Genomic DNA, 20,260 nt, shown 5'->3' with positions numbered 1-20,260 from the left:
TTTGTGATAAAGTTTGAAATTCAAGATATATCTTTATCTCCTGAAAATTGAATAACTATTTCTAACTGTTAAATTATATCTAACAAACGAATTATGATTCTGGCACAAATTGCACCTCTTATTTTTGGGCTTCGTCCCGAATTTTTGCTTTTCGGACTAACACTACTTGGTGTTGCACTTTTTCATCGTTATACCCTTTTTGTAGGTCTTATTGGATTAACTTCGATCCTTCTTTTTAAATTTATTTTCATCCCTGAATTTAATTTAGTAGAACATTTATTTGGGCATGTGGCATTTTCAGATCAGATTCTGCACAAAGAGATGCGCGTAGGAGAATGGAGTGTTCTGCTCAATCTATTTGGACTTTTAATTGGATTTGCACTTCTTTCATGGCATTTCGAAAAATCGGGACTTCCGGATTATTTGCCACAATTGTTGCCCAACGACTGGAAAGGCCCTCTCGTGCTGCTCATTGCGGTTTTTGTACTTTCATCGTTCCTCGATAATATTGCTGCGGCCTTAATTGGCGGAACCATTGCCATGGTCGTTTTCAAACACAAAGTTCATTTGGGGTACATTGCAGCGATTGTTGCGGCTAGTAATGCCGGTGGATCTGGAAGTGTAATTGGCGACACTACTACTACTTTGATGTGGATCCAGGGAGTTTCGCCTTTCAATGTTCTTCATGCTTATGTTGCAGCATTTACAGCCTTAGCCTTCTTTTCCATATTTGCATCCATTCAGCAAGATAAATATCAGCGCATCCAGAAAGATGCTACTCCAAACCTTAAAATTGATTGGGGTCGAATCGGCATTGTTGCCTTAATTTTATTGATGACTATCTTAACAAACGTATTCCTTGATTTCCCTGCTCTGGGTGTATGGGTTGCTATCGGAATTGGTGCATTTATAAGAGTTACTGATTGGAAAGAAGCAAAAAATGCCATAGCAGGTTCCATATTTCTACTTTCACTGGTCACATGTGCATCGCTCATGCCAGTCGAGGAACTTCCAGCAGCATCATGGCAATCGGCATTTTCATTAGGATTCGTTTCTGCCGTTTTCGATAATATTCCACTTACCAAACTTGCATTGGAACAAAACGGATACGACTGGGGTATGCTGGCTTATGCCGTTGGATTTGGTGGATCGATGGTTTGGTTCGGGTCTTCAGCAGGAGTCGCCATTTCGTCGAAATTTCACGAAGCAAGGTCAGTATTTGGCTGGTTAAAGGCTGGTTGGCACATCATTGTTGCGTACATTCTTGGATTCTTTGTCTTGTTGTTTTTTATGGGATGGGAACCCCTACCCTACAAAAAGAAATCGGGCGACACAACTCCTCCACCAACCACCGAGCAACAAATGTTAGCTCCTGAAAACTCTAAATAAAAGGAATAATTCATTATTACCATAAATGAGAAAGAGGCTGTCCCAGTTCAGGACAGCCTCTTTCTCATTTATATCGAGATTAAAATCCACTCACATTCAGTCGTCCTCCAGTAACGCATTTCCCTGAAAGAGAAGCAGTCGGTACCGCAGAACTTAAAATTGCCGTTTTGATTTGGGCAGCAGTTGCTCCGGGATATGTTGAAGCATACAAAGCAGCAGCACCCGTAACATGAGGAGTTGCCATTGAAGTTCCACTGTAACTTGCATAACCCGAAATTATCTTGCCTTTAGAAGACTTTGGAACTGTTGACCAAATCCCGTAACCGGGAGCTCCAATATCCACAGTAGTTGCCCCATACTGAGAAAAACTGGCTAATGCACCTGTAGATGTAATAGCAGCAACAGCAATTACATTAGGACTATCATAATTTGAAGGATAGCTATCTGTAACATCATTATTTGTTCCATCATTGCCAGCTGCAGCAATAAAAAGAATACCAGCAGCATTTGCTCTGTCAATAGCATCTTTTAGACCTTGAGAAAATCCTCCGCCACCCCACGAATTGTTGGTTGCAACTATATTTAGACCATTCTCTTTTAATCCTGTAAAATAATCAACTGCTTTGATTGCATTTGCTGTTGTTCCTCCCCGTTTACCAAGAAATTTAGCATCCAGCAATTTAACATTCCAGCAAATTCCAGCAACTCCTATTTTATTGCCACCAACTCCACCAATGGTTCCAGCGACATGTGTTCCGTGATCATCACCAGTGCCATCAAATACTGAATTATTATTCCCATCGAAATCCCAACCATAAACATCATCAATGTAACCATTGTTGTCATCGTCGACTCCATTGCCTGCAATTTCGCCTGGATTTGTTCCAACATTCGCAGCCAGATCTTCGTGAGTGTACATATAACCTTCGTCAATTATACCAACATAAACAGCTCCTGATCCAGTGTGTCCGGTAGCCCAGACTTCACCTGCCTGACTTCCAAATTGATTGGCTGGTGATGTGGCATCACCGTACATTCCCCATAATGACCCATTGGTATAATAAGTATCATTAGAAGTAGAAAAATGCTGATAAATGTAATTTGGTTCAGCATATTCAACTTCAGGAAGATCCTTGGCTTTAGAAATAGCGTCAGCAACATTTCCTGAAATAGTGACCAAATCAATTCCATTTTTATCATTTTGCTTTTCCATCATTTTGGTCAGGATTTTTTCTTTGAGTTTTCCATTCAGTTTTGCAAAAACCGCTTCCTTTTTTGACACTTCGGTACCTTCTTTAAACTTGACCAGAATTTCATTGGGAACCATTTCATAATCAGTTTTCACTGATGCATTTTTCAATGTCGATAAATGATCAGAAACCTGCAATTCATCTTTCTGAGAACATCCGGCAATGACTAAACCTGCCAGCAAAACGGCTGTTAATACATTTAGTTTTTTCATAGACTTTCTTTTTAAGGTTTTACTTAAAACAGCATCGGAACATAAATAGTTTAACGCTAAAAACTTCCGTTTATCAAATATGAAAAATATCATCAAAGAATTTGGGAATACAAACAATTAGCTTTAAATACGAAACATAAGATCATTGCTAATTTGCCATTTATTTAAGAGTGATTTTGAGAACCCCGTTAGCACCCTGCATTCCCCACATTGTTGCGCTAACATCATCAACAAACTCAATTGTTTTTACATCAGCAGGAGCTACAAAAGAGATATCGGAAACAACTTTTCCGTCAACAACATAAAGGACTTGGGGATTAGAATCAAATGAATTGATTTTTTTATTATAAACAACAGAGCCTGTTACCCGAACATCATAAATTTCACTGCTTATTAGTTCAAATATTGATGAATAAGTCGAATAATCTTTCCCCTTTTTTTGCTGCCCCGAGTTAATTGCCTGCATAAGAACATTTTCAGAAACATGCCCGTTGCTTACTGCATATTTGAAATTAGTCGGATTATTCTTATAAACAAGGTTGATAACATAAGCATTTTGCTTTCCAACTTTTACATTTTTTCCCTCAAAACCTGAAGCTGAAATTATCAGGACATCTTTCTTTAAACAATTGAGCTTAAACTGTCCAAGTGAGTCGGTGTAGGTCAAATCCCCGGAATTTAATGCAACTATCTTTACCTTGTTTAAAGGAACACTCTTAAAGAAAGTAACTGTTCCGGAGACCGCTATTTTATCTTGAGACCTTGATTCAAAACCAAAAACGAGAAGTAAAAGAGTTGAAAGAATGAAATATAGTTTTGTTTTCATGGCTAGGTTTAATTTAACGCCAAGTTACCAAAAAATCAGATCAAATATCCGCAGCATGCGAAATAGATAGCGCCTCCAGATTTCAAAAAATAGTGATGAATGATTGCATTTACATACCCCAATATTCCATTATTAGAAGTTATCTTCGCGACAACCAGTTTTAATTTCAGTAAATGAATAGACCTGTCAACAAGATACAGCGTGAAATCACGCCTTTGTCGCAAGGCGATTGCCTGTTGGTTTTCGACCGGCAAAAAAGCAAGTTTGATTTCCCCATACACTTTCATCCTGAATTTGAACTGAATTTTATTCAGCACGCTATAAATGCTGAGCGAGTTGTGGGCGATCATAAAAGCATGATTACTGATGCAGAACTGGTTCTGGTGGGGCCAAACCTATACCATGGCTGGAATGATGGAAAATGTAAAAGCGAGAAGATTCATGAAATTACCATTCAGTTTCACCGCGACCTGATTCACGAAAACCTTCTGGCCCGAAACATGATGAAACCCATAAGAGAGTTACTAAACAATGCATCGCATGGTATCTTATTTTCAGAAGAAACAACCCAACAAATTACTCCACAGTTGCAGCAGTTATCAAAAAAAAACGGGTTGGATACTTTTATCGGCTTGATTTCGATACTGCATGTTCTTTCAGTTTCAGAAAACCAAAGACTTCTATGTTCAGGAGATATGAATACAACCGATTTTGAAAACAGTAATCAAATAAAAAAAGCATTCGAATACATTGCTCAAAATTACCAGGAGAAAATACGAATCAACGATGTAGCACAATATCTGAATGTTACTGAAACAACTTTGTCTCGTTTAATAAAAAAACGCACTGGAAAATCATTTGTCGATTTCCTGAACGATTACCGAATTGGATTTGCCAGCCGATGGCTTACTGAAACCAATCAAACTATTTCGGAGATAGCTGTCCGCTGTGGTTTCTATAACATATCTAATTTTAACCGGATTTTCAGGAAAAACAAGGGATGTACGCCTAGCCAATACCGTGAGAATTTTTCAGGAATAAAACGGGTTAGCTAAAACACTGAAAAGTACTACTCACCCACCGGTAAGGCAGGAGTCGCAGAAATCAGCATGGCGGTTGAATTCTAGAATTTAGTTTATTCACTAAAGTTAATTCGTTGCTGTGGGTCATCTAAGTTGGCTATAAAATCTGCTACAATTGAGTCAATCCAAGGCAAACATCTACCACAACTAGTTCCGGCTCGAGTCATTTTTTGAATTTCAGAAGTTGATCTTGCACCTTTAGTCAATGCAGCAACAATTTCTTTTTCTGTAACCATATTGCAAATACAAACCAACCGCTTACTCATTCTGAAATCAACTTATAATGCAACTTTCAGGAAACAAATTTATTTTCTACAAACAGTTTAATTCCCCGATAAGCATCAATAATCAGATCGCGTTTAGGTAGGGTTTCGTATATTTTCTGGATGTACTGCTTCTCGCTCAAAATTCTGAATGTGTATTTGAAATTAAGATCAAAAGCCATCGACAATAGCAACAGCCGATAATCGTTCATGGTTTTCATATCCTCCACTGCTGCAGTTTTTCCGGCCAAAACACTTTTAATTATCTTATCCGAAATCTCGACATGGTTAATCAAATCCATGGCCATTAAAGGCTGGGTGCCATATTTTTCCTTAAAAAAGCGGTACGACGTTTCGAAAATATCCAGCTTATCGGCATCACGAAGCAAGCGAGCAAAAAGAGTTTGCTGCTCATTATCCAGTTTGGGTAATTTAAGTTTATTGTGTCCTTCTATCGACTTCAGAATAATTAACTGAACATCAGCGGACAACTTAGGATAGAATCCCATCTGCTGTATCAGTTTGGCCGATAAGGCCGCATGATTATGCTGTATGTTTATCGGCGATTCAGTACCCTGAACGATCATGACTGCTTTCCCGTAATCATGAAACAATGCAATAATCTCGGCGATGTGTTTATCTTCTTCTGTTTGCAATAAATTTTGTGCAAGTAAAAGAGAATTACCCGCAACTCGTAATGAATGCGCGCGAATATCTTCAACCCTCTGCTGATTATCAGGTGATCCGGTAACAAGTGACTGAAAATATTCTTCAAACTCAAGACGGCATTCTTTCAATAATTCTACTGTAGTCATATGGTTAATTTCTTAACTTCAAAAGTAGTAGAATAAACTATCTTCAGTGAATGGGTGCCGATAAAATTATCAACAACCCCGAACCTGAATATCCTGAAAATAGCTATAACTCGTGTTTGTTAATAAAAAAGGCCTGAGTTTTTTATGTTTTTTGAATAAAGAGGTTGATTAATTTCAAGTTTTGTTATTTTTGCCAACGCTAAAATAAATCGGTCCTATAGTTCAATGGATAGAATGTAAGATTCCGGTTCTTATGATCTGGGTTCGAATCCCGGTAGGATCACATAAGCCACTGAATATCAGTGGCTTATTAATTTAAAACCAATCAACTTTCTTCGTACAATCCAGAACTTTTCATTTTAAACGAACATTTGGTTTGTTTAAAATGACAGGAATATTTGCTATTTTTATATAATCATGTACACCGGCATGAGCTAAAAACTAAACCTTTATCTGATTGTTACTAAAACTAGACTCTTGAATATGGGATAATTCAGGATTGGCATTCCTGATAGAGCAAATCAATTTGAAAACTATTCAGGAATCGACAACATAACAATTACCGATGGTTCATTCTCATTGGTAGAGATAATCTGGAAATAAACCATGGCATTTTATACCGATAGAAAACCATTTTCTGAAATATATACTCTGACTTTCGGACTAATTATTTTCTGTTTAAGTTCATCACTAACTTACGATGAAACATTTCCGCCTGAAAGTAGTCCAGAGCAATTAAACGGTTTTTGCAATTCCGGGTTTATACCAGAACAACCAAATAATCAGGAAAATCAAGATCGATTATTTATACCATTTAACCATAACGAAAACTATTCTGTTTTAGATTTGCAGAATACGACTTCTAATCAATCGAATAAAGCAATTTTCAATTCAAATGCTTTAATTTCTGCCTATCCATATTTCCCCTTAATTTATTCAGGCTATGGGATTGATCACATGAACATTAATTTGGTGAATTTAGCATTAACCGGACTGATCGTTGGTGATGAAATTGGCGTTTTTGATGGCAATTCCTGCGTTGGATCAGCTGTAATTGAAGAAAAAGATATAATGGAAAATAGTTTGAGTATTCCTGCCTCTGCAAATGAAAGTACTGATACAAAACCTAATGGTTACATCGAAGGACACAAAATTACACTTAAATCATATAGGGCAGGAATTGTATATCTCCTTTTCTTTCAACCAGTTAACAACAGTACCGACACCTTTGCAAGAGGAGGTTCTTTGTTTGCGTTTATTGATTTCGACCGATCGGAACAAGAAACGACACCGGACGGCTCAGAAGGAATAAAAATTTACCCTAACCCCTTTGAGGCAAATCTGCGAATTGAAATTTCTTTATCGCAAGGGCTGCAACTTAATTGTGAAATATTCGATATAACTGGAAAACTAATTAAGACTTTGTATAAAGGCATTTCTGAAGGGCAACAATTATTGATATGGGACGGAAAAGATAACAGAAACCATGAAGTCTCTCGAGGTGTCTATTTTTGCAGAGTAAATCAAACGACCACTAAAATTATCTATCTTAACCACTAAATAAATTCATAAAAAAATTACAACCTACTTTGCAGATATTTATATCAAAAGATAATACTTAATAATCAGACCTATGAAGTGGATTTCCTTTTATATCACATTTCTCCTGCTCAATATAACCAGTTTTGCGCAAGGTCATTTTGTACTTTCATATTCAGGAAATGGACTTGAGCACATGAATCTTTACGTAGTGACAGCTACCATAAATGGAACAAATCTCGATATTGGTGATGAAATTGCTGTGTTTGATGATACTATTTGTTGCGCTAAAGCTATCCTGACTCAACAGATCATGATTACTGACCCAAACACATTTATCACACTTAAAGCATCCAAAGCTGACCCCAGTTCGTCTGAGGAGGGGTTTACTCCTGGAAATGCCATTATCTATAAATTCTGGGATTCGAGTGCTGGGCTAGAAATTTCCAATGTAGTATCTCAATATTTTGATCCGGACACTGAAACCACTCTGCCAGCTCCAACATTCACTCCGGAAGGATCGGCAACTCTTAAACTTTCATACACAAACATCACAAATCAAGCACCTGTTGCTAATGCGGGCGCGGATCAAACCGTTAACGAAGGCATGGTGGTTACTCTCGATGGATCGGCTTCTTCCGACCCGGATAACAATACGCTCACCTATTCGTGGACTGGTCCACAAGGAATAACACTAAATTCAACATCTGCTGCAAAACCAACTTTTACTGCTCCCGAAGTGATGACCAACCAGAATTATACGTTTTCTCTCGTTGTTAACGATGGAACAGTCAACTCGACTGCCGATCAGGTAATAGTAACTGTCAGGCAAGTTAACAAAGCTCCTGTGGCTAATGCCGGAGCCGATCAAACTGTTAACGAAGGTGTAGTGGTTACCCTCGATGGATCGGCTTCTTCCGACCCGGATAACAATACGCTCACCTATTCGTGGACTGCGCCACAAGGAATAACACTAAATTCAACATCTGCTGCAAAACCAACCTTTACTGCTCCTGAAGTGATGACCAATCAGAGTTATAAATTCTCGCTCATCGTCAACGATGGAACAGTGAACTCAACTGCCGATCAGGTAATAGTAACTGTCAGGCAAGTTAACAAAGCTCCTGTGGCTAATGCCGGAGCCGATCAATCTGTTAACGAAGGTGTAGTGGTTACCCTCGATGGATCGGCTTCTTCCGACCCGGACAACAATACACTCACCTATTCGTGGACTGCACCATCAGGTATAACCCTAAATTCCACGACTGCGGCAAAACCAACCTTTACTGCTCCCGAAGTGATGACCAATCAGAGTTATACGTTCTCACTCATTGTCAACGATGGAACAGTAAACTCGACTGCCGATCAGGTAATAGTAACTGTTAGGCAAGTGAATAAGGCACCTGTGTCTAATGCGGGAGCAGATCAAACTGTTAACGAAGGTGTGGTGGTTACTCTCGATGGATCAGCATCGTTCGACCCGGATAACAATACACTCACCTATAAATGGACTGCACCATCAGGAATAACCTTAAATTCTACGACTGCAGCAAAACCAACTTTTACTGCTCCTGAAGTGATGACCAACCAGAATTATACGTTCTCGCTCATTGTCAATGATGGAACAGTGAACTCGACTGCCGATCAGGTAATAGTAACTGTCAGGCAAGTGAATAAAGCACCAGTAGCTAATGCCGGAACTGATCAAACCGTTAACGAAGGCGTGGTGGTTACTCTCGATGGATCGGCGTCTTCCGACCCGGATAACAATACACTAACCTATTCGTGGACTGCTCCATCAGGAATAACACTAAATTCTACCACTGCGGCAAAACCAACTTTTACTGCTCCCGAAGTGATGACCAATCAGAGTTATACATTCTCGCTCATCGTCAACGATGGAACTGTGAACTCGACTGCCGATCAGGTAATAGTAACTGTCAGGCAAATTAATAAAGCACCAGTAGCTAATACCGGAACCGATCAAACCGTTAACGAAGGCGTGGTGGTCACTCTTGATGGATCGGCGTCTTCCGACCCGGATAACAATACACTAACCTATTCGTGGACTGCACCATCAGGAATAACCCTAAATTCTACTACTGCGGCAAAACCAACTTTTACTGCTCCCGAAGTAATGACCAATCAGAGTTATACGTTCTCTCTCATCGTCAACGATGGAACTGTGAACTCGACTGCAGATCAGGTAACAGTAACTGTCAGGCAAGTTAACAAGGCGCCTGTGGCCAATGCAGGAGCCGATCAAACCGTTAACGAAGGTGTGGTGGTTACGCTCGATGGATCGGCTTCTTCCGACCCGGATAACAATACACTTACCTATTCGTGGACTGCACCATCAGGAATAACTCTAAATTCTACGAGTGCGGCAAAACCAACTTTTACTGCTCCTGAAGTGATGACCAATCAGAGTTATACGTTCTCGCTCATCGTCAACGATGGAACAGTGAACTCGACTGCCGATCAGGTAATTATAACAGTCAAACAAGTGAATAAAGCTCCGGTGGCTAATGCCGGAGCTGATCAATCCGTTAACGAAGGTGTGACAGTTACGCTCGATGGATCGGCATCATCCGACCCCGATAACAATACACTTACCTATTCGTGGACTGCACCAACAGGAATAACACTAAATTCTACGACGGCAGCAAAACCAACTTTTACTGCTCCCGAAGTAACGACCAATCAGACTTATACCTTCTCACTCATTGTCAACGATGGGACAGTGAACTCGACTGCCGATCAGGTCGTCATAACTGTCAGGCAAGTCAACAAAGCTCCAGTGGCTAACGCCGGAACCAATCAATCTGTTGAGAAGAATACCTTATATACTTTAGATGGATCATCATCCAGCGATCCTGATGGAGATGCGCTAACTTACTTATGGTCCGCACCTGCTGGAATAACCTTAAGTTCAAATATTGTTGCGAAACCTTCATTCACAACACCAGCGACAATCCCGCCAGCAAATTACACCTTTACACTTACGGTTAACGATGGTAAACTTAATTCAGCTTCAGATCAAGTTATAATAACAATAAAACAGACGAACCAGGCTCCCGAGGCTAAGGCAGGTGTCGATCAATCCATTGATGAGGGAGTTTTAGTGACTCTCGATGGTTCTACCTCAACCGATCCGGATGGTGATGCTTTAGTCTATTTATGGGTTGCTCCTCCCGGAATAACACTGAGTTCAACATCTGCAGCAAAACCCACCTTTACTGCACCTGAAGTGTTGGCTAATCAGAGTTATACCTTTACGCTTACTGTAAACGACGGAACAGTGAACTCGACTGCCGATCAGGTAATTGTAACTGTCAAGCAAGTGAATAAAGCTCCTAAGGCTAATGCCGGAACTGATCAATCTGTTAACGAAGGTGTGGCGGTTACGCTCGATGGCTCAGCTTCTTCCGACCCCGACAATAACACGCTCACCTATTCGTGGAGTGCTCCAACAGGAATAACACTTAATTCAACTACTGCAGCAAAACCAACCTTTACTGCTTCTGGAGTGATGACCAATCAGAGTTATACGTTCTCACTCATTGTCAACGATGGAACAGTGAACTCGACTGCCGATCAGGTAATTGTAACAGTCAAACACATTAATAAATCTCCTACGGCTAATGCTGGAATCGACAAAACTGTGGATGAAGGATCTTTTGTCACTCTTGATGGTTCAACATCTTCCGATCCGGAAAATAGCACACTCACTTATTTATGGACAGCTCCGACTGGAATAACGCTAAGTTCCAATTCCATTGCCAAACCAACCTTTACTGCTCCTGAAGTAATGACCGATCAAAACTACACGTTCTCACTTGTTGTAAATGATGGGACCGGGAACTCGACCACCGATCAGGTAATTATAACCGTAAAACAAATCAATAAGATACCAATAGCTAATGCAGGTCCTGATCAAACAGGAAACGAAGGAGCTTTGATAACGCTGGACGCTTCTGCATCTTCCGATCTGGATAACAACACGCTCACCTATAAATGGACCGCTCCGCCTGGAATTATTTTGAGTTCAACAACAGTTGCAAAGCCTACTTTTACGGCTCCGCAAGTGCTAACCGATCAGAGTTATGCTTTTTCACTCATTGTCAACGATGGAATCGCAAACTCATTAGCCGATCAGGTGTATATTACTGTCAGGCAAATCAATAAAGCTCCGGTATTAACATCAAGCAAATCATTCTCTGTCAATGAAAATTTGCCCCAGGAATTTCTGCTTGAAGGTACTGATGCTGAAAATGATCCAATTAATTTCACTTTCGAGAATCTGCCTTCGTTTCTCCATCTTACAAAAAAAACAAACACTTCTGCGATATTGTCTGGCACCTTCACAAACCAATACGTTGGTGTCAACTCATACAATTTAAATCTATCAGATGGAGTATCAACCACAAAAGAAATCCTTACCATTATTGTAACTAATGTTGATGGAGGCCCTTATGTGAAAGATTCCATTAAAAATATTTCAGTCAACAAAGGCGCAATAGACATCGTAATCGATCTGAAATTAGTATTTGCCAACAGCAATCAAGGAGATATTTTGAATTATAGTGTTGCTTCAAATACAAACGACAAAATTGTTACCGCCCAAATAGCCGGAACTAATTTGACATTAAGCTTTTCGAAAGAATTTACCGGACTGTCGCAAATCATCATTAAAGCATCTTCAAACGGGAAAGAAGCACAATCAAAATTTAACGTTGATGTAAATATTCCAACCGGAATAGGCAACTTAGATCACAATCCTGAAGTATTGATTTACCCCAATCCAACGGAAGGGGATGTACATTTACGATTTAAAGAAATTCCCGAAAATGAAACATGGGTATATATCTACAACACTTCAGGAAAACTCATGATCAAATCATTAGTCAGAGATACTGAAGAAATCCTAAAACTGAACGGTTATGCACCCGGAGTCTATCTCATACAAATTGCTTTGCCGAAACCAAAAACATACAAAGTAATTCTCAGGTAAGATTCAGCATTTCAAATCGATCCTGACGTCAAGTTGGCTGCCGCGTTTCGTGAGACAAGGGTATATATCAAAATGCCAAAAACAGATCCTATTGAATTGGCAAGCTCGTCATACCATGAAAATGAACGCCCGATATGCATATCCAACTGCAGGTATTCCATCAGAATACCCCAGCTAACGGTTACTAAAATTACAAAAAACAACTTTGAAAAATTTAATTCAGTCTTGAGTGTCCAGCAGAACAAAATTGAAAACCCAAAATACATGATAAAATGAACCACTTTATCTTCTCCATGAAACATGGGCACTTGAGGTAGATCTTGCATGGGTAATAACGATAAGGCGGCAACACAACCAACATAAATCACGACCAATAACATTCGAACCGATTGGCGTATAGATAATAAGTAAGATATCATATTCAAAAATAAACAATTAAAAATGGTGGAGTTGAAAAACTCTTAAATCAATACATTCTAATATTCAAATATCGGTACTTTCTCTAAAATTAGCTCAATTTAGTTTTTCGATTTGCCATACAAATATGAAATTTAACCTAACACAACTACTGAGCAAAATCAACGATATAATTTACGATAAACAATCCTAAAGGAGATTGGATCAAAGTTTCAGGAAAAAGATCCGAAATCTTATCATTAATCAAACGGACAAAATCAATTCGCAAGTATTCGCACAGCTATTTATCTCTCCAAATTTGCTCATCAATTCACTGTTGTAAAACAATTCTGCGATTTTGTAAGATTTCGCGGTAGTTTACTCCACAATAATTGCTATGTTAGTCTTTCTTAAAACAGCAATCGTTAACTTTTTCAACTGTAAATAAAAGCCTAACACCATGCAAATTGATTTATCCAACATTCAAATCAGGGAAATCGGGATTAACGAGGTAGAAGTTTTAACGACATACCGGATGGCTTATCTCACCGAATTACAGGGTGAACAAAGCGAGGAATACCAGTCTCAACTGAGAAATGAACTAACTGAATATTTCACTCAGGCATTGGTTGAAAAACGTTTCTTTGCCTATTTGGCCGAGCTTAAAGGCGAAGTTTTAAGTTTCGGAGCCATGGTAATCAAAAAAATACCAGGCGATTTTAACCAATCGGCTTATCTTGAAGGTGATATTTTGAACATGTACACTTTACCTTTTGCCCGAAGAAAAGGAATCTCTGCATTGATACTTCAACAACTTATAAACGAGGCCAGGAATCGCGGAATAAGCAAAGTGTCGCTGCACACCTCGAAAGACGGAGAAAAACTGTATCGCAAATTCGGCTTTAGCGAACCCATTTATCCGGTACTGGAATTGTGTCTATAAAAAATCGAAAACAATATATTATGACCGAACCACATTTACGCATTGGCATCATGTACCATCCTGAAATTATTTTCAGGCTAAACGAAACTTACCTTTTGGCCCCCAATGGAGTTCCTTACGAGGGAATTCAGAAAGTAAATTACCGTGATGGAAAAATCTGGCTGAATGATGAATTAGTGGATGAAGAAACACTCGTTTTTAATCCTGTCCGCTATCACGAAGCATCTTTCGAGTTGAATGATGTTACCATTGGAATTCAGTTTCACTGGGAACGAAAAGAAGATCAGACATTCAAAGGTTCGTTGGAAATCATGATCGAAAATGACCAGCTTACCGCCATCAATATTCTACCACTCGAAGATTACCTGGTTAGCGTAATTTCATCGGAAATGAGTGCGACCAGCAACATGGAATTACTGAAAGCACATGCTATCGTTTCGCGTTCGTGGATGTTGGCTCAAACGCAAAAAAGCAATTCGTTAAAAGAAACCGAAAAAATCTACCAGAGCATTTCAGAAACTCCGGAAGAATATATTCGTTGGTACGACCGCGAAGATCATCTCAATTTTGATGTTTGCGCCGACGACCATTGTCAGCGATATCAGGGAATCACCCGCCAATCGACAAAAATTGTTGAGCAGGCTGTTGCCGAAACCCGTGGAATGTTGCTGATGAACAACGACAAAATATGTGATGCCCGTTTCTCGAAAAGCTGTGGAGGGATTTCCGAAACTTTCGAAAATGTTTGGGAACCCGAAGTGCATCCTTATTTGCAATCGATAATAGACAACCCAACACTTTCCGAAGGATATCAGGCTGATCTGACCAATGAAGAAGCTGCTCAGAAATGGATCAGGAATGCTCCTGAAGCTTTCTGCAACACGCACGACAAAGAAGTCCTTTCGCAGGTTTTGAACGACTACGATCAAGAAACAACCGATTTTTACCGCTGGAAACTCACCTATCAGCAAACCGATCTGGCTGAACTGATTGCCCGTAAATCGGGTCGCGATTTTGGTTCAATTCTCGATTTGATTCCGGTTGAACGTGGGTTTTCAGGAAGATTAATAAAATTGAAAATTGTAGGTTCGAAACTCACATTGACCATTGGTAAAGAACTTGAAATCCGCAAAACACTGTCCGAATCACATTTGTACAGCTCTGCATTTGTTGTTGACAAGCAAAACATCACCGATGGAATTCCGGGCGAATTTATACTGACCGGCGCCGGTTGGGGGCATGGTGTTGGCCTTTGCCAGATTGGAGCAGCGATGATGGGTGCTAAAGGATACAAATACGACGAGATTTTGTTGCATTATTTCCGCGGAGCAAGTATTTCGAAAGAATATTGAGGAGTTTTATTTACAATTTAGACAGAACACAATGACCGTATTACAATGCGATAAATTTGTAATACAAGTTACAAATTTTGAGAGTTTAAAAACCTATATTTGCATTTGCCGATTAAAACTCAATGCCTTTGGAAAAATGCATTGCTGACTAAAAACTAAACTTTGAACTCTCAAGATGACTAAGAACGAAAAACCAACTGCTCCAAAGCAGCGTAGCCCATGGGCGTGGATTCCAACTCTTTATTTTGCTGAAGGAATTCCATATGTGGTAGCCATGACTGTAGCTGTAATCATGTTTAAGCGATTCGGAATTTCAAATACCGACATTGCACTTTACACCAGTTGGCTGTATCTGCCATGGGTCATCAAACCACTTTGGAGTCCGATTGTCGACCTGCTCAAAACCAAGCGGTGGTGGATTATCTTCATGCAATTAGTGATTGGCGCCAGTTTGGGCGCTGTTGCCTTATCCATTCCGTTGCCCGGGTTTTTCAAAATCAGCCTGATCTTCTTGTGGCTTCTGGCGTTTAGTTCGGCCACGCACGACATTGCCGCCGATGGATTTTACATGCTGGGGCTCGACGAACATCAGCAAGCTTATTTTGTCGGTATCCGCAGTACTTTTTACCGCATTGCCATGATTACCGGACAAGGTTTGCTAATTATTCTGGCTGGGTTTTTCGAAGTTTCCACCGGACTTCCGCCCATCGAAATCAATGTTTCGGCAAACCCTACTTATACCAAAGAAATACAATTGCCCGAAGTAACACAGTCGGCCAGTACTGGTCAGACTTTCTTTGCGGTTTTCCCACAACAGGCCGAAATATCAACGCAGAATATTCCATCATCAAAATTAGACTCGATCCGGAAAGTAGTAACCCAATACAATCAAGATAATAAGTTTGAGGCGCATCAAGTTGAAAATCAAGTTAAATCGGGTGCAAAAAATGAAAGTTCGTGGTGGTCTGATTACATTTCAACGCCTCTAAAAAACTTCCTTAAAGATCATTTTCAGGCAAAAGCTAAATCCGTTTCAGGTAATACTTTAGTTGGTAATGTGACTGTAGTGGCCATTAAACTTTCGGAAAAACCGAAAGAAAATAAGGAAATGGTGCTGAATGTAAAGTTCAGGAACGGAGATAACAGCATCCGTCTCCTTGAAGGTGAACGCCTGACTTTCAATTCCGGAAATCAGGATAAACCCGCTTACCTGCTTTTTCAGTGCGACCCCAAACTAACACGGTCGACTCAGGCTTCGTTTAAAGGAACTTCCGGAAATATTCACCTGGCCTGGAGTATTACCTTTGTAATTTTAGCAGTGATGTTTGTCATTTTCTCTTTTTACCATCGCTTTATTCTGCCCCACCCGAAGTCCGACCAACAGGTAATCAGTCAGGGAGAAAACTTGTTTTCGGAGTTTTTTAAAACTTTTGGTTCATTTTTCAAAAGGAAGGATATTGGCGTAATCATCGCCTTTTTAATGCTTTACCGCGTGGGCGAAGCTCAACTCATCAAAATGGCTTCACCATTTATGCTCGATCCCCGCAATCTGGGTGGACTCGGATTAACAACTGGAGACGTTGGTCTTCTCTACGGAACATTCGGAATTTTGGCTCTTACCGCTGGTGGAATTTTAGGTGGAATCGCTGCCTCGACAAAAGGATTCCGCTACTGGCTTTGGTGGATGGTTCTAGCCATCAACGTTCCACATTTGGCATATGTTTACATGTCGTTTGCCCAACCCGAAAATCAACTAATCATTGGGCTTTGCGTGGTACTCGAACAGTTTAGCTACGGCTTTGGTTTTACGGCTTACATGCTTTATATGATCTACATTTCCGAAGGAAAAAACAAAACCGCACATTTTGCTATTGCCACAGGTTTTATGGCTTTGGGAATGATGCTTCCGGGAATGTTTTCAGGCTGGCTTCAGGAAATTATCGGTTACCCAAATTTCTTTGTTTGGGTAATGTTGTGCATGATTCCGGGAATGATCCCTGTGTTTTTCATCAACGTTAAACCTGAATTTGGTATTAAAAAGAAAGAAGAATAAAGTCTTCGGAAACTATTTTATAAGCAAGTCAAACAAGTCAGGGTTTCACTTAAAGTGAAGCCCTGACTTGTTTATTCAGGTACATTTCATACCCAAAACTTCCCTGTTTTCTGAGCTCGTTGCCTAAATTCAGGCAATTGATTTGTAGAATTACCCTTTCCGCCATTCCATCCGGTTATCGACGCGGTAAACGATCTTTTCATTTTCGAGAAGCCAGCGCACTACTTTTACCACATTGTCGGGTTTCCCGTCTATTTTGGGCAACAGGTTCTCGTAAAAACAAGGTTCGAGCAGCACTTTTTTGATCTGTTCACACAACGTATCGAACTCGTATTTACTCACATTCAGCTCGTTGCGCTCCATACAGACATCGCATTTTCCACAGCGAACCGATTCGGTTTCACCAAAATACTGAAGTAACAACTGGCTGCGACATTTGTGTCCTGACGAAGCATAATGAACAACAGCATCAATTCGCCGGATGTAATCGCGCTTGCGGTCTTCGTAATTTTCCTTGCTGATTTTCAGCCGGTCGAGATCGATCCGCTCTTTCACAAAAATGATGAACGGCGTTTTCTTCTGCGGAATGTAGTCGATGATTCGCTGGGTTCTCAACCGGGTAAGAAATTGATAAACCAGATCGGGGCTGACATTGGCGCGTTTGGCCATCAGTTCTTCGTCAATCGAAACGTAGTTGGTAAACAGTCCGGTGTAGGAGCGCAGCAGCAGTTTGATGAACCCGTCGAACTCGGCATTGGCCACCTGAAACTTGTACAGATCGTCGCGATCTACCTGAAAATATACTTTCGAGGGATTGTCCAGTTCATCAGTCAATTCCAGATAACCTTCGCGCTGAAGAATTTTCAGGCTGTTGTAAACTGTTGTAATCTGGAACGAAAAGCTTGATGCAAATGCACCCATGCTAAACTCGAACGACTGGTCTTTTCCAAAGCCTACCGCCAATTGGTAAAAATTGCAGATTGCCTCATAAATGCGCTTAATCACATCAGGTTCTGGAAATACCTTCACCACATTTCGCTCCAGTTTCACTTTGTCGCTGTTGTTGTACAGCAATACCGACCAGGCGGGTTTTCCGTCGCGCCCTGCCCTACCCGCTTCCTGAAAATACGCTTCTACCGAATCAGGGGCTTCCAGATGAATCACAAAGCGCACATCAGCCTTGTCAATTCCCATTCCAAACGCATTGGTCGAGACAATCACCCGATTCTTGCCACTTTTCCAAGCTTCCTGTTTAGCCGACCTGATTTTCGATGGAAGTCCGGCATGGTAATAATCGGCAGAAACTTCGTTTTCCCGAAGCAAATCGCTGATTTCGCGTGTCAGTTTCCGGCTTTTAACATACACAATTCCGGTGCCTTTTGCTTTCTGAACAGCTTTCACCAGATAATTGATTTTATCTTCTTCGTTCCTGACCAGATAAACCAGGTTACTTCGGTAATAACTGGTCCGTAGCACATTTTTTTTTCTGAATTTCAGTTGATCCTGAATATCGTCGATCACCTTTTCAGTTGCAGTTGCAGTTACTGCTAAAACCGGAACATCGGGCAATAAATCACGTAATTCGGCAATCCGAAGATACGATGGGCGGAAATCGTAACCCCACTGCGAAATGCAATGCGCCTCATCCACAGCAATCAGATTCACATCCAATTGGTTAATACGTTCACGAAAACGTTCCGTAGCAATACGTTCGGGTGACAGATATAAAAACTTGTAATCGCCCCAGGCCGCATGATCCATGGCAATCTTGATTTCCTGAGCTGTCATTCCGGAATAAATCGCTAATGCTTTAATTCCACGCTGGTTCAGGTTTTCAACCTGGTCTTTCATCAGGGCGATGAGTGGAGTTATTACTAAACAGATACCCGGTTTCGAAAGCGAATACACCTGATAAGTAACCGATTTACCACCACCGGTAGGCATCAGTCCAAGTGTATCTTTCCCCTGATCAACCGAACGGATGATCTCTTCCTGGAGCGGCCTGAATGCGCCATATCCCCAATATTTGGTTAATATTTGTACAAATTGGTTCAATGCTACTGAAAAATCATAAATAAAGCTTCCGATTTAAATGGTCGCCAACATACACAAAATTTATTTATATTTTATTCTTAATTATTGATTAACAGATCGTATTTCCAACATAATTGTATAAATTGCAATAGAATTAAATTAAAATCCAACTTTACGCCACTATGAAAAATTTGCTTGTTCTAATTATTTTTTTCATACTGAACCAAAATTTATTAGCTCAGAAAAAAACAGCGGTTACTGTAAAAGCTGGCACTAAAATTACCGACTATTTTTCTGCTTCAGAAATATACTTATACCCAGAATTTACAGAAGGAGCATGTTTCCTCACTAACGGACAAACAATACCTGGTCAATTTAACTACAACCTATTATCCGGAGAGATGGATTTTGTTAAGGCAAAAGACACGCTAGCAATTTCTAACAAAGAACAAATCAAGTATATAACTGTAGCTAAAGATACATTTTATTACGCAGACCTGTGTATGCAACTTATAAAAGGAAATGGGCTGAAAGTTTTTTACACGCAAAAAATTGAATTTGTTGATCGTCAAAAGAATGGGGCCTTAGGTACATCAGGTCGTTCTTTTACAATTAATTCTTATGACAATATGCAGATTGGTAAATGTTCGTATAATTTTAAATCAGATGTAGATGTAATCTTCCGAAAGAAAAATGAATTCTTTTATTTTGCCGGAAATAAGTATGTTCTTCTCAACAAGAGGAATGCTGAAAAAATTCTACCTGAGAAACAAGATCTAGTAAAAAAATACCTGAAAACAAACCGAATTGATTTTGAGTTGAAAAATGATGTTCTAAAGTTCGCCGATTTTATAAACAATTTCTCCAATAAAAGTTACTAAATCAATCATAATCTATAGTTGTTTCTTTATTCCAACCCATTTTTGCTGATCTACAACCAAGCGTCACACAACCGGATAAGGTTTAACTGTATCGAACATCTTGTCATTTACATAAAGCAAGAATACCAGACAATTAAAATCAGACTGACTTATTGGCTTAACAAATTTTAAGATACATTAAAGTTTATAGGCTCGATAGCGCAAAAAAATC

The 20,260-nt window shown here is 39.9% G+C and carries 14 protein-coding genes and 1 tRNA gene; 9 read left to right on the top strand and 6 right to left on the bottom strand.

Annotation, left to right across the window (positions count from 1 at the left end; all coding sequences use genetic code 11):
• The first annotated feature begins 93 nt into the window (after positions 1–93).
• Positions 94–1,389 carry an SLC13 family permease gene (locus AQPE_RS17535; RefSeq protein WP_318347792.1) on the top strand — a complete coding sequence of 432 codons (1,296 nt, stop codon included), beginning with the start codon at positions 94–96 and terminating at the stop codon, positions 1,387–1,389.
• A gap of 79 nt (positions 1,390–1,468) precedes the next feature.
• On the opposite strand, the gene AQPE_RS17530 is transcribed toward AQPE_RS17535, so the two are convergent.
• Both AQPE_RS17530 and AQPE_RS17525 read right to left on the bottom strand, forming a co-directional pair.
• Positions 1,469–2,851: a S8 family peptidase gene (locus AQPE_RS17530; RefSeq protein WP_318347791.1), complete on the bottom strand. Its 1,383-nt coding sequence runs from the start codon at positions 2,849–2,851 to the stop codon at positions 1,469–1,471.
• 160 nt (positions 2,852–3,011) lie between these two features.
• Positions 3,012–3,677, bottom strand: coding sequence for a hypothetical protein (locus tag AQPE_RS17525; protein ID WP_318347790.1), 666 nt, complete (start codon positions 3,675–3,677; stop codon positions 3,012–3,014).
• Between the two features lie 173 nt (positions 3,678–3,850).
• Between AQPE_RS17525 and AQPE_RS17520 the strand changes: the two genes are divergently transcribed.
• Positions 3,851–4,732 (top strand): AraC family transcriptional regulator, encoded by an 882-nt coding sequence (locus AQPE_RS17520; protein WP_318347789.1) that lies wholly within the window; start codon positions 3,851–3,853, stop codon positions 4,730–4,732.
• A gap of 80 nt (positions 4,733–4,812) precedes the next feature.
• On the opposite strand, the gene AQPE_RS17515 is transcribed toward AQPE_RS17520, so the two are convergent.
• Complete coding sequence (locus AQPE_RS17515; protein WP_318347788.1) at positions 4,813–5,025, bottom strand: (2Fe-2S)-binding protein; 213 nt, start codon at positions 5,023–5,025, stop codon at positions 4,813–4,815.
• 26 nt (positions 5,026–5,051) lie between these two features.
• Positions 5,052–5,837 carry an HD domain-containing protein gene (locus AQPE_RS17510; RefSeq protein WP_318347787.1) on the bottom strand — a complete coding sequence of 262 codons (786 nt, stop codon included), beginning with the start codon at positions 5,835–5,837 and terminating at the stop codon, positions 5,052–5,054.
• A 211-nt stretch (positions 5,838–6,048) separates the two neighbouring features.
• Here AQPE_RS17510 and AQPE_RS17505 point away from each other — a divergent pair.
• The 3 genes from AQPE_RS17505 (at position 6,049) to AQPE_RS17495 (ending at position 12,390) form a co-directional block, all read left to right on the top strand.
• Positions 6,049–6,120 (top strand) — tRNA-Arg (locus tag AQPE_RS17505).
• Between the two features lie 323 nt (positions 6,121–6,443).
• Positions 6,444–7,397, top strand: coding sequence for a T9SS type A sorting domain-containing protein (locus AQPE_RS17500; protein ID WP_318347786.1), 954 nt, complete (start codon positions 6,444–6,446; stop codon positions 7,395–7,397).
• 73 nt (positions 7,398–7,470) lie between these two features.
• Positions 7,471–12,390 (top strand): PKD domain-containing protein, encoded by a 4,920-nt coding sequence (locus AQPE_RS17495; protein WP_318347785.1) that lies wholly within the window; start codon positions 7,471–7,473, stop codon positions 12,388–12,390.
• Positions 12,391–12,401: 11 nt separating this feature from the next.
• Here the strand turns inward: AQPE_RS17495 and AQPE_RS17490 are convergent, their stop codons facing one another.
• Positions 12,402–12,809: a VanZ family protein gene (locus AQPE_RS17490; protein WP_318347784.1), complete on the bottom strand. Its 408-nt coding sequence runs from the start codon at positions 12,807–12,809 to the stop codon at positions 12,402–12,404.
• Between the two features lie 437 nt (positions 12,810–13,246).
• Between AQPE_RS17490 and AQPE_RS17485 the strand changes: the two genes are divergently transcribed.
• From AQPE_RS17485 to AQPE_RS17475, 3 genes are all read left to right on the top strand, one after another.
• Positions 13,247–13,729 (top strand): GNAT family N-acetyltransferase, encoded by a 483-nt coding sequence (locus tag AQPE_RS17485; RefSeq protein ID WP_318347783.1) that lies wholly within the window; start codon positions 13,247–13,249, stop codon positions 13,727–13,729.
• A 20-nt stretch (positions 13,730–13,749) separates the two neighbouring features.
• Positions 13,750–15,081, top strand: coding sequence for a SpoIID/LytB domain-containing protein (locus AQPE_RS17480; protein ID WP_318347782.1), 1,332 nt, complete (start codon positions 13,750–13,752; stop codon positions 15,079–15,081).
• 175 nt (positions 15,082–15,256) lie between these two features.
• Complete coding sequence (locus AQPE_RS17475) at positions 15,257–17,134, top strand: MFS transporter (RefSeq protein WP_318347781.1); 1,878 nt, start codon at positions 15,257–15,259, stop codon at positions 17,132–17,134.
• Between the two features lie 150 nt (positions 17,135–17,284).
• Here AQPE_RS17475 and AQPE_RS17470 read toward each other — a convergent pair whose 3' ends face one another.
• Positions 17,285–19,189: a RecQ family ATP-dependent DNA helicase gene (locus AQPE_RS17470; RefSeq protein WP_318347780.1), complete on the bottom strand. Its 1,905-nt coding sequence runs from the start codon at positions 19,187–19,189 to the stop codon at positions 17,285–17,287.
• A gap of 161 nt (positions 19,190–19,350) precedes the next feature.
• Here AQPE_RS17470 and AQPE_RS17465 point away from each other — a divergent pair, with 161 nt between their 5' ends.
• On the top strand, positions 19,351–20,049 hold the full coding sequence (locus tag AQPE_RS17465; RefSeq protein WP_318347779.1) for a hypothetical protein: 699 nt from the start codon (positions 19,351–19,353) through the stop codon (positions 20,047–20,049).
• The last annotated feature ends 211 nt before the right edge of the window (positions 20,050–20,260 follow it).

Source organism: Aquipluma nitroreducens, from assembly GCF_009689585.1.
GTDB lineage: Bacteria > Bacteroidota > Bacteroidia > Bacteroidales > Prolixibacteraceae > Aquipluma > Aquipluma nitroreducens.
This window is presented reverse-complemented; position numbering and strand designations above follow the sequence as displayed.

Bases quoted from the DNA above. Each gene is read 5' to 3' on its own strand.
- AQPE_RS17535 (WP_318347792.1), top strand. From the start codon at position 94: ATGATTCTGGCACAAATTGCACCTCTTATTTTTGGGCTTCGTCCCGAA.
- AQPE_RS17475 (WP_318347781.1), top strand. From the start codon at position 15,257: ATGACTAAGAACGAAAAACCAACTGCTCCAAAGCAGCGTAGCCCATGG.
- AQPE_RS17530 (WP_318347791.1), bottom strand. From the start codon at position 2,851: ATGAAAAAACTAAATGTATTAACAGCCGTTTTGCTGGCAGGTTTAGTC.
- AQPE_RS17525 (WP_318347790.1), bottom strand. From the start codon at position 3,677: ATGAAAACAAAACTATATTTCATTCTTTCAACTCTTTTACTTCTCGTT.
- AQPE_RS17515 (WP_318347788.1), bottom strand. From the start codon at position 5,025: ATGAGTAAGCGGTTGGTTTGTATTTGCAATATGGTTACAGAAAAAGAA.
- AQPE_RS17490 (WP_318347784.1), bottom strand. From the start codon at position 12,809: ATGATATCTTACTTATTATCTATACGCCAATCGGTTCGAATGTTATTG.
- AQPE_RS17495 (WP_318347785.1), top strand. From the start codon at position 7,471: ATGAAGTGGATTTCCTTTTATATCACATTTCTCCTGCTCAATATAACC.
- AQPE_RS17480 (WP_318347782.1), top strand. From the start codon at position 13,750: ATGACCGAACCACATTTACGCATTGGCATCATGTACCATCCTGAAATT.
- AQPE_RS17485 (WP_318347783.1), top strand. From the start codon at position 13,247: ATGCAAATTGATTTATCCAACATTCAAATCAGGGAAATCGGGATTAAC.
- AQPE_RS17520 (WP_318347789.1), top strand. From the start codon at position 3,851: ATGAATAGACCTGTCAACAAGATACAGCGTGAAATCACGCCTTTGTCG.
- AQPE_RS17500 (WP_318347786.1), top strand. From the start codon at position 6,444: ATGGCATTTTATACCGATAGAAAACCATTTTCTGAAATATATACTCTG.
- AQPE_RS17510 (WP_318347787.1), bottom strand. From the start codon at position 5,837: ATGACTACAGTAGAATTATTGAAAGAATGCCGTCTTGAGTTTGAAGAA.
- AQPE_RS17465 (WP_318347779.1), top strand. From the start codon at position 19,351: ATGAAAAATTTGCTTGTTCTAATTATTTTTTTCATACTGAACCAAAAT.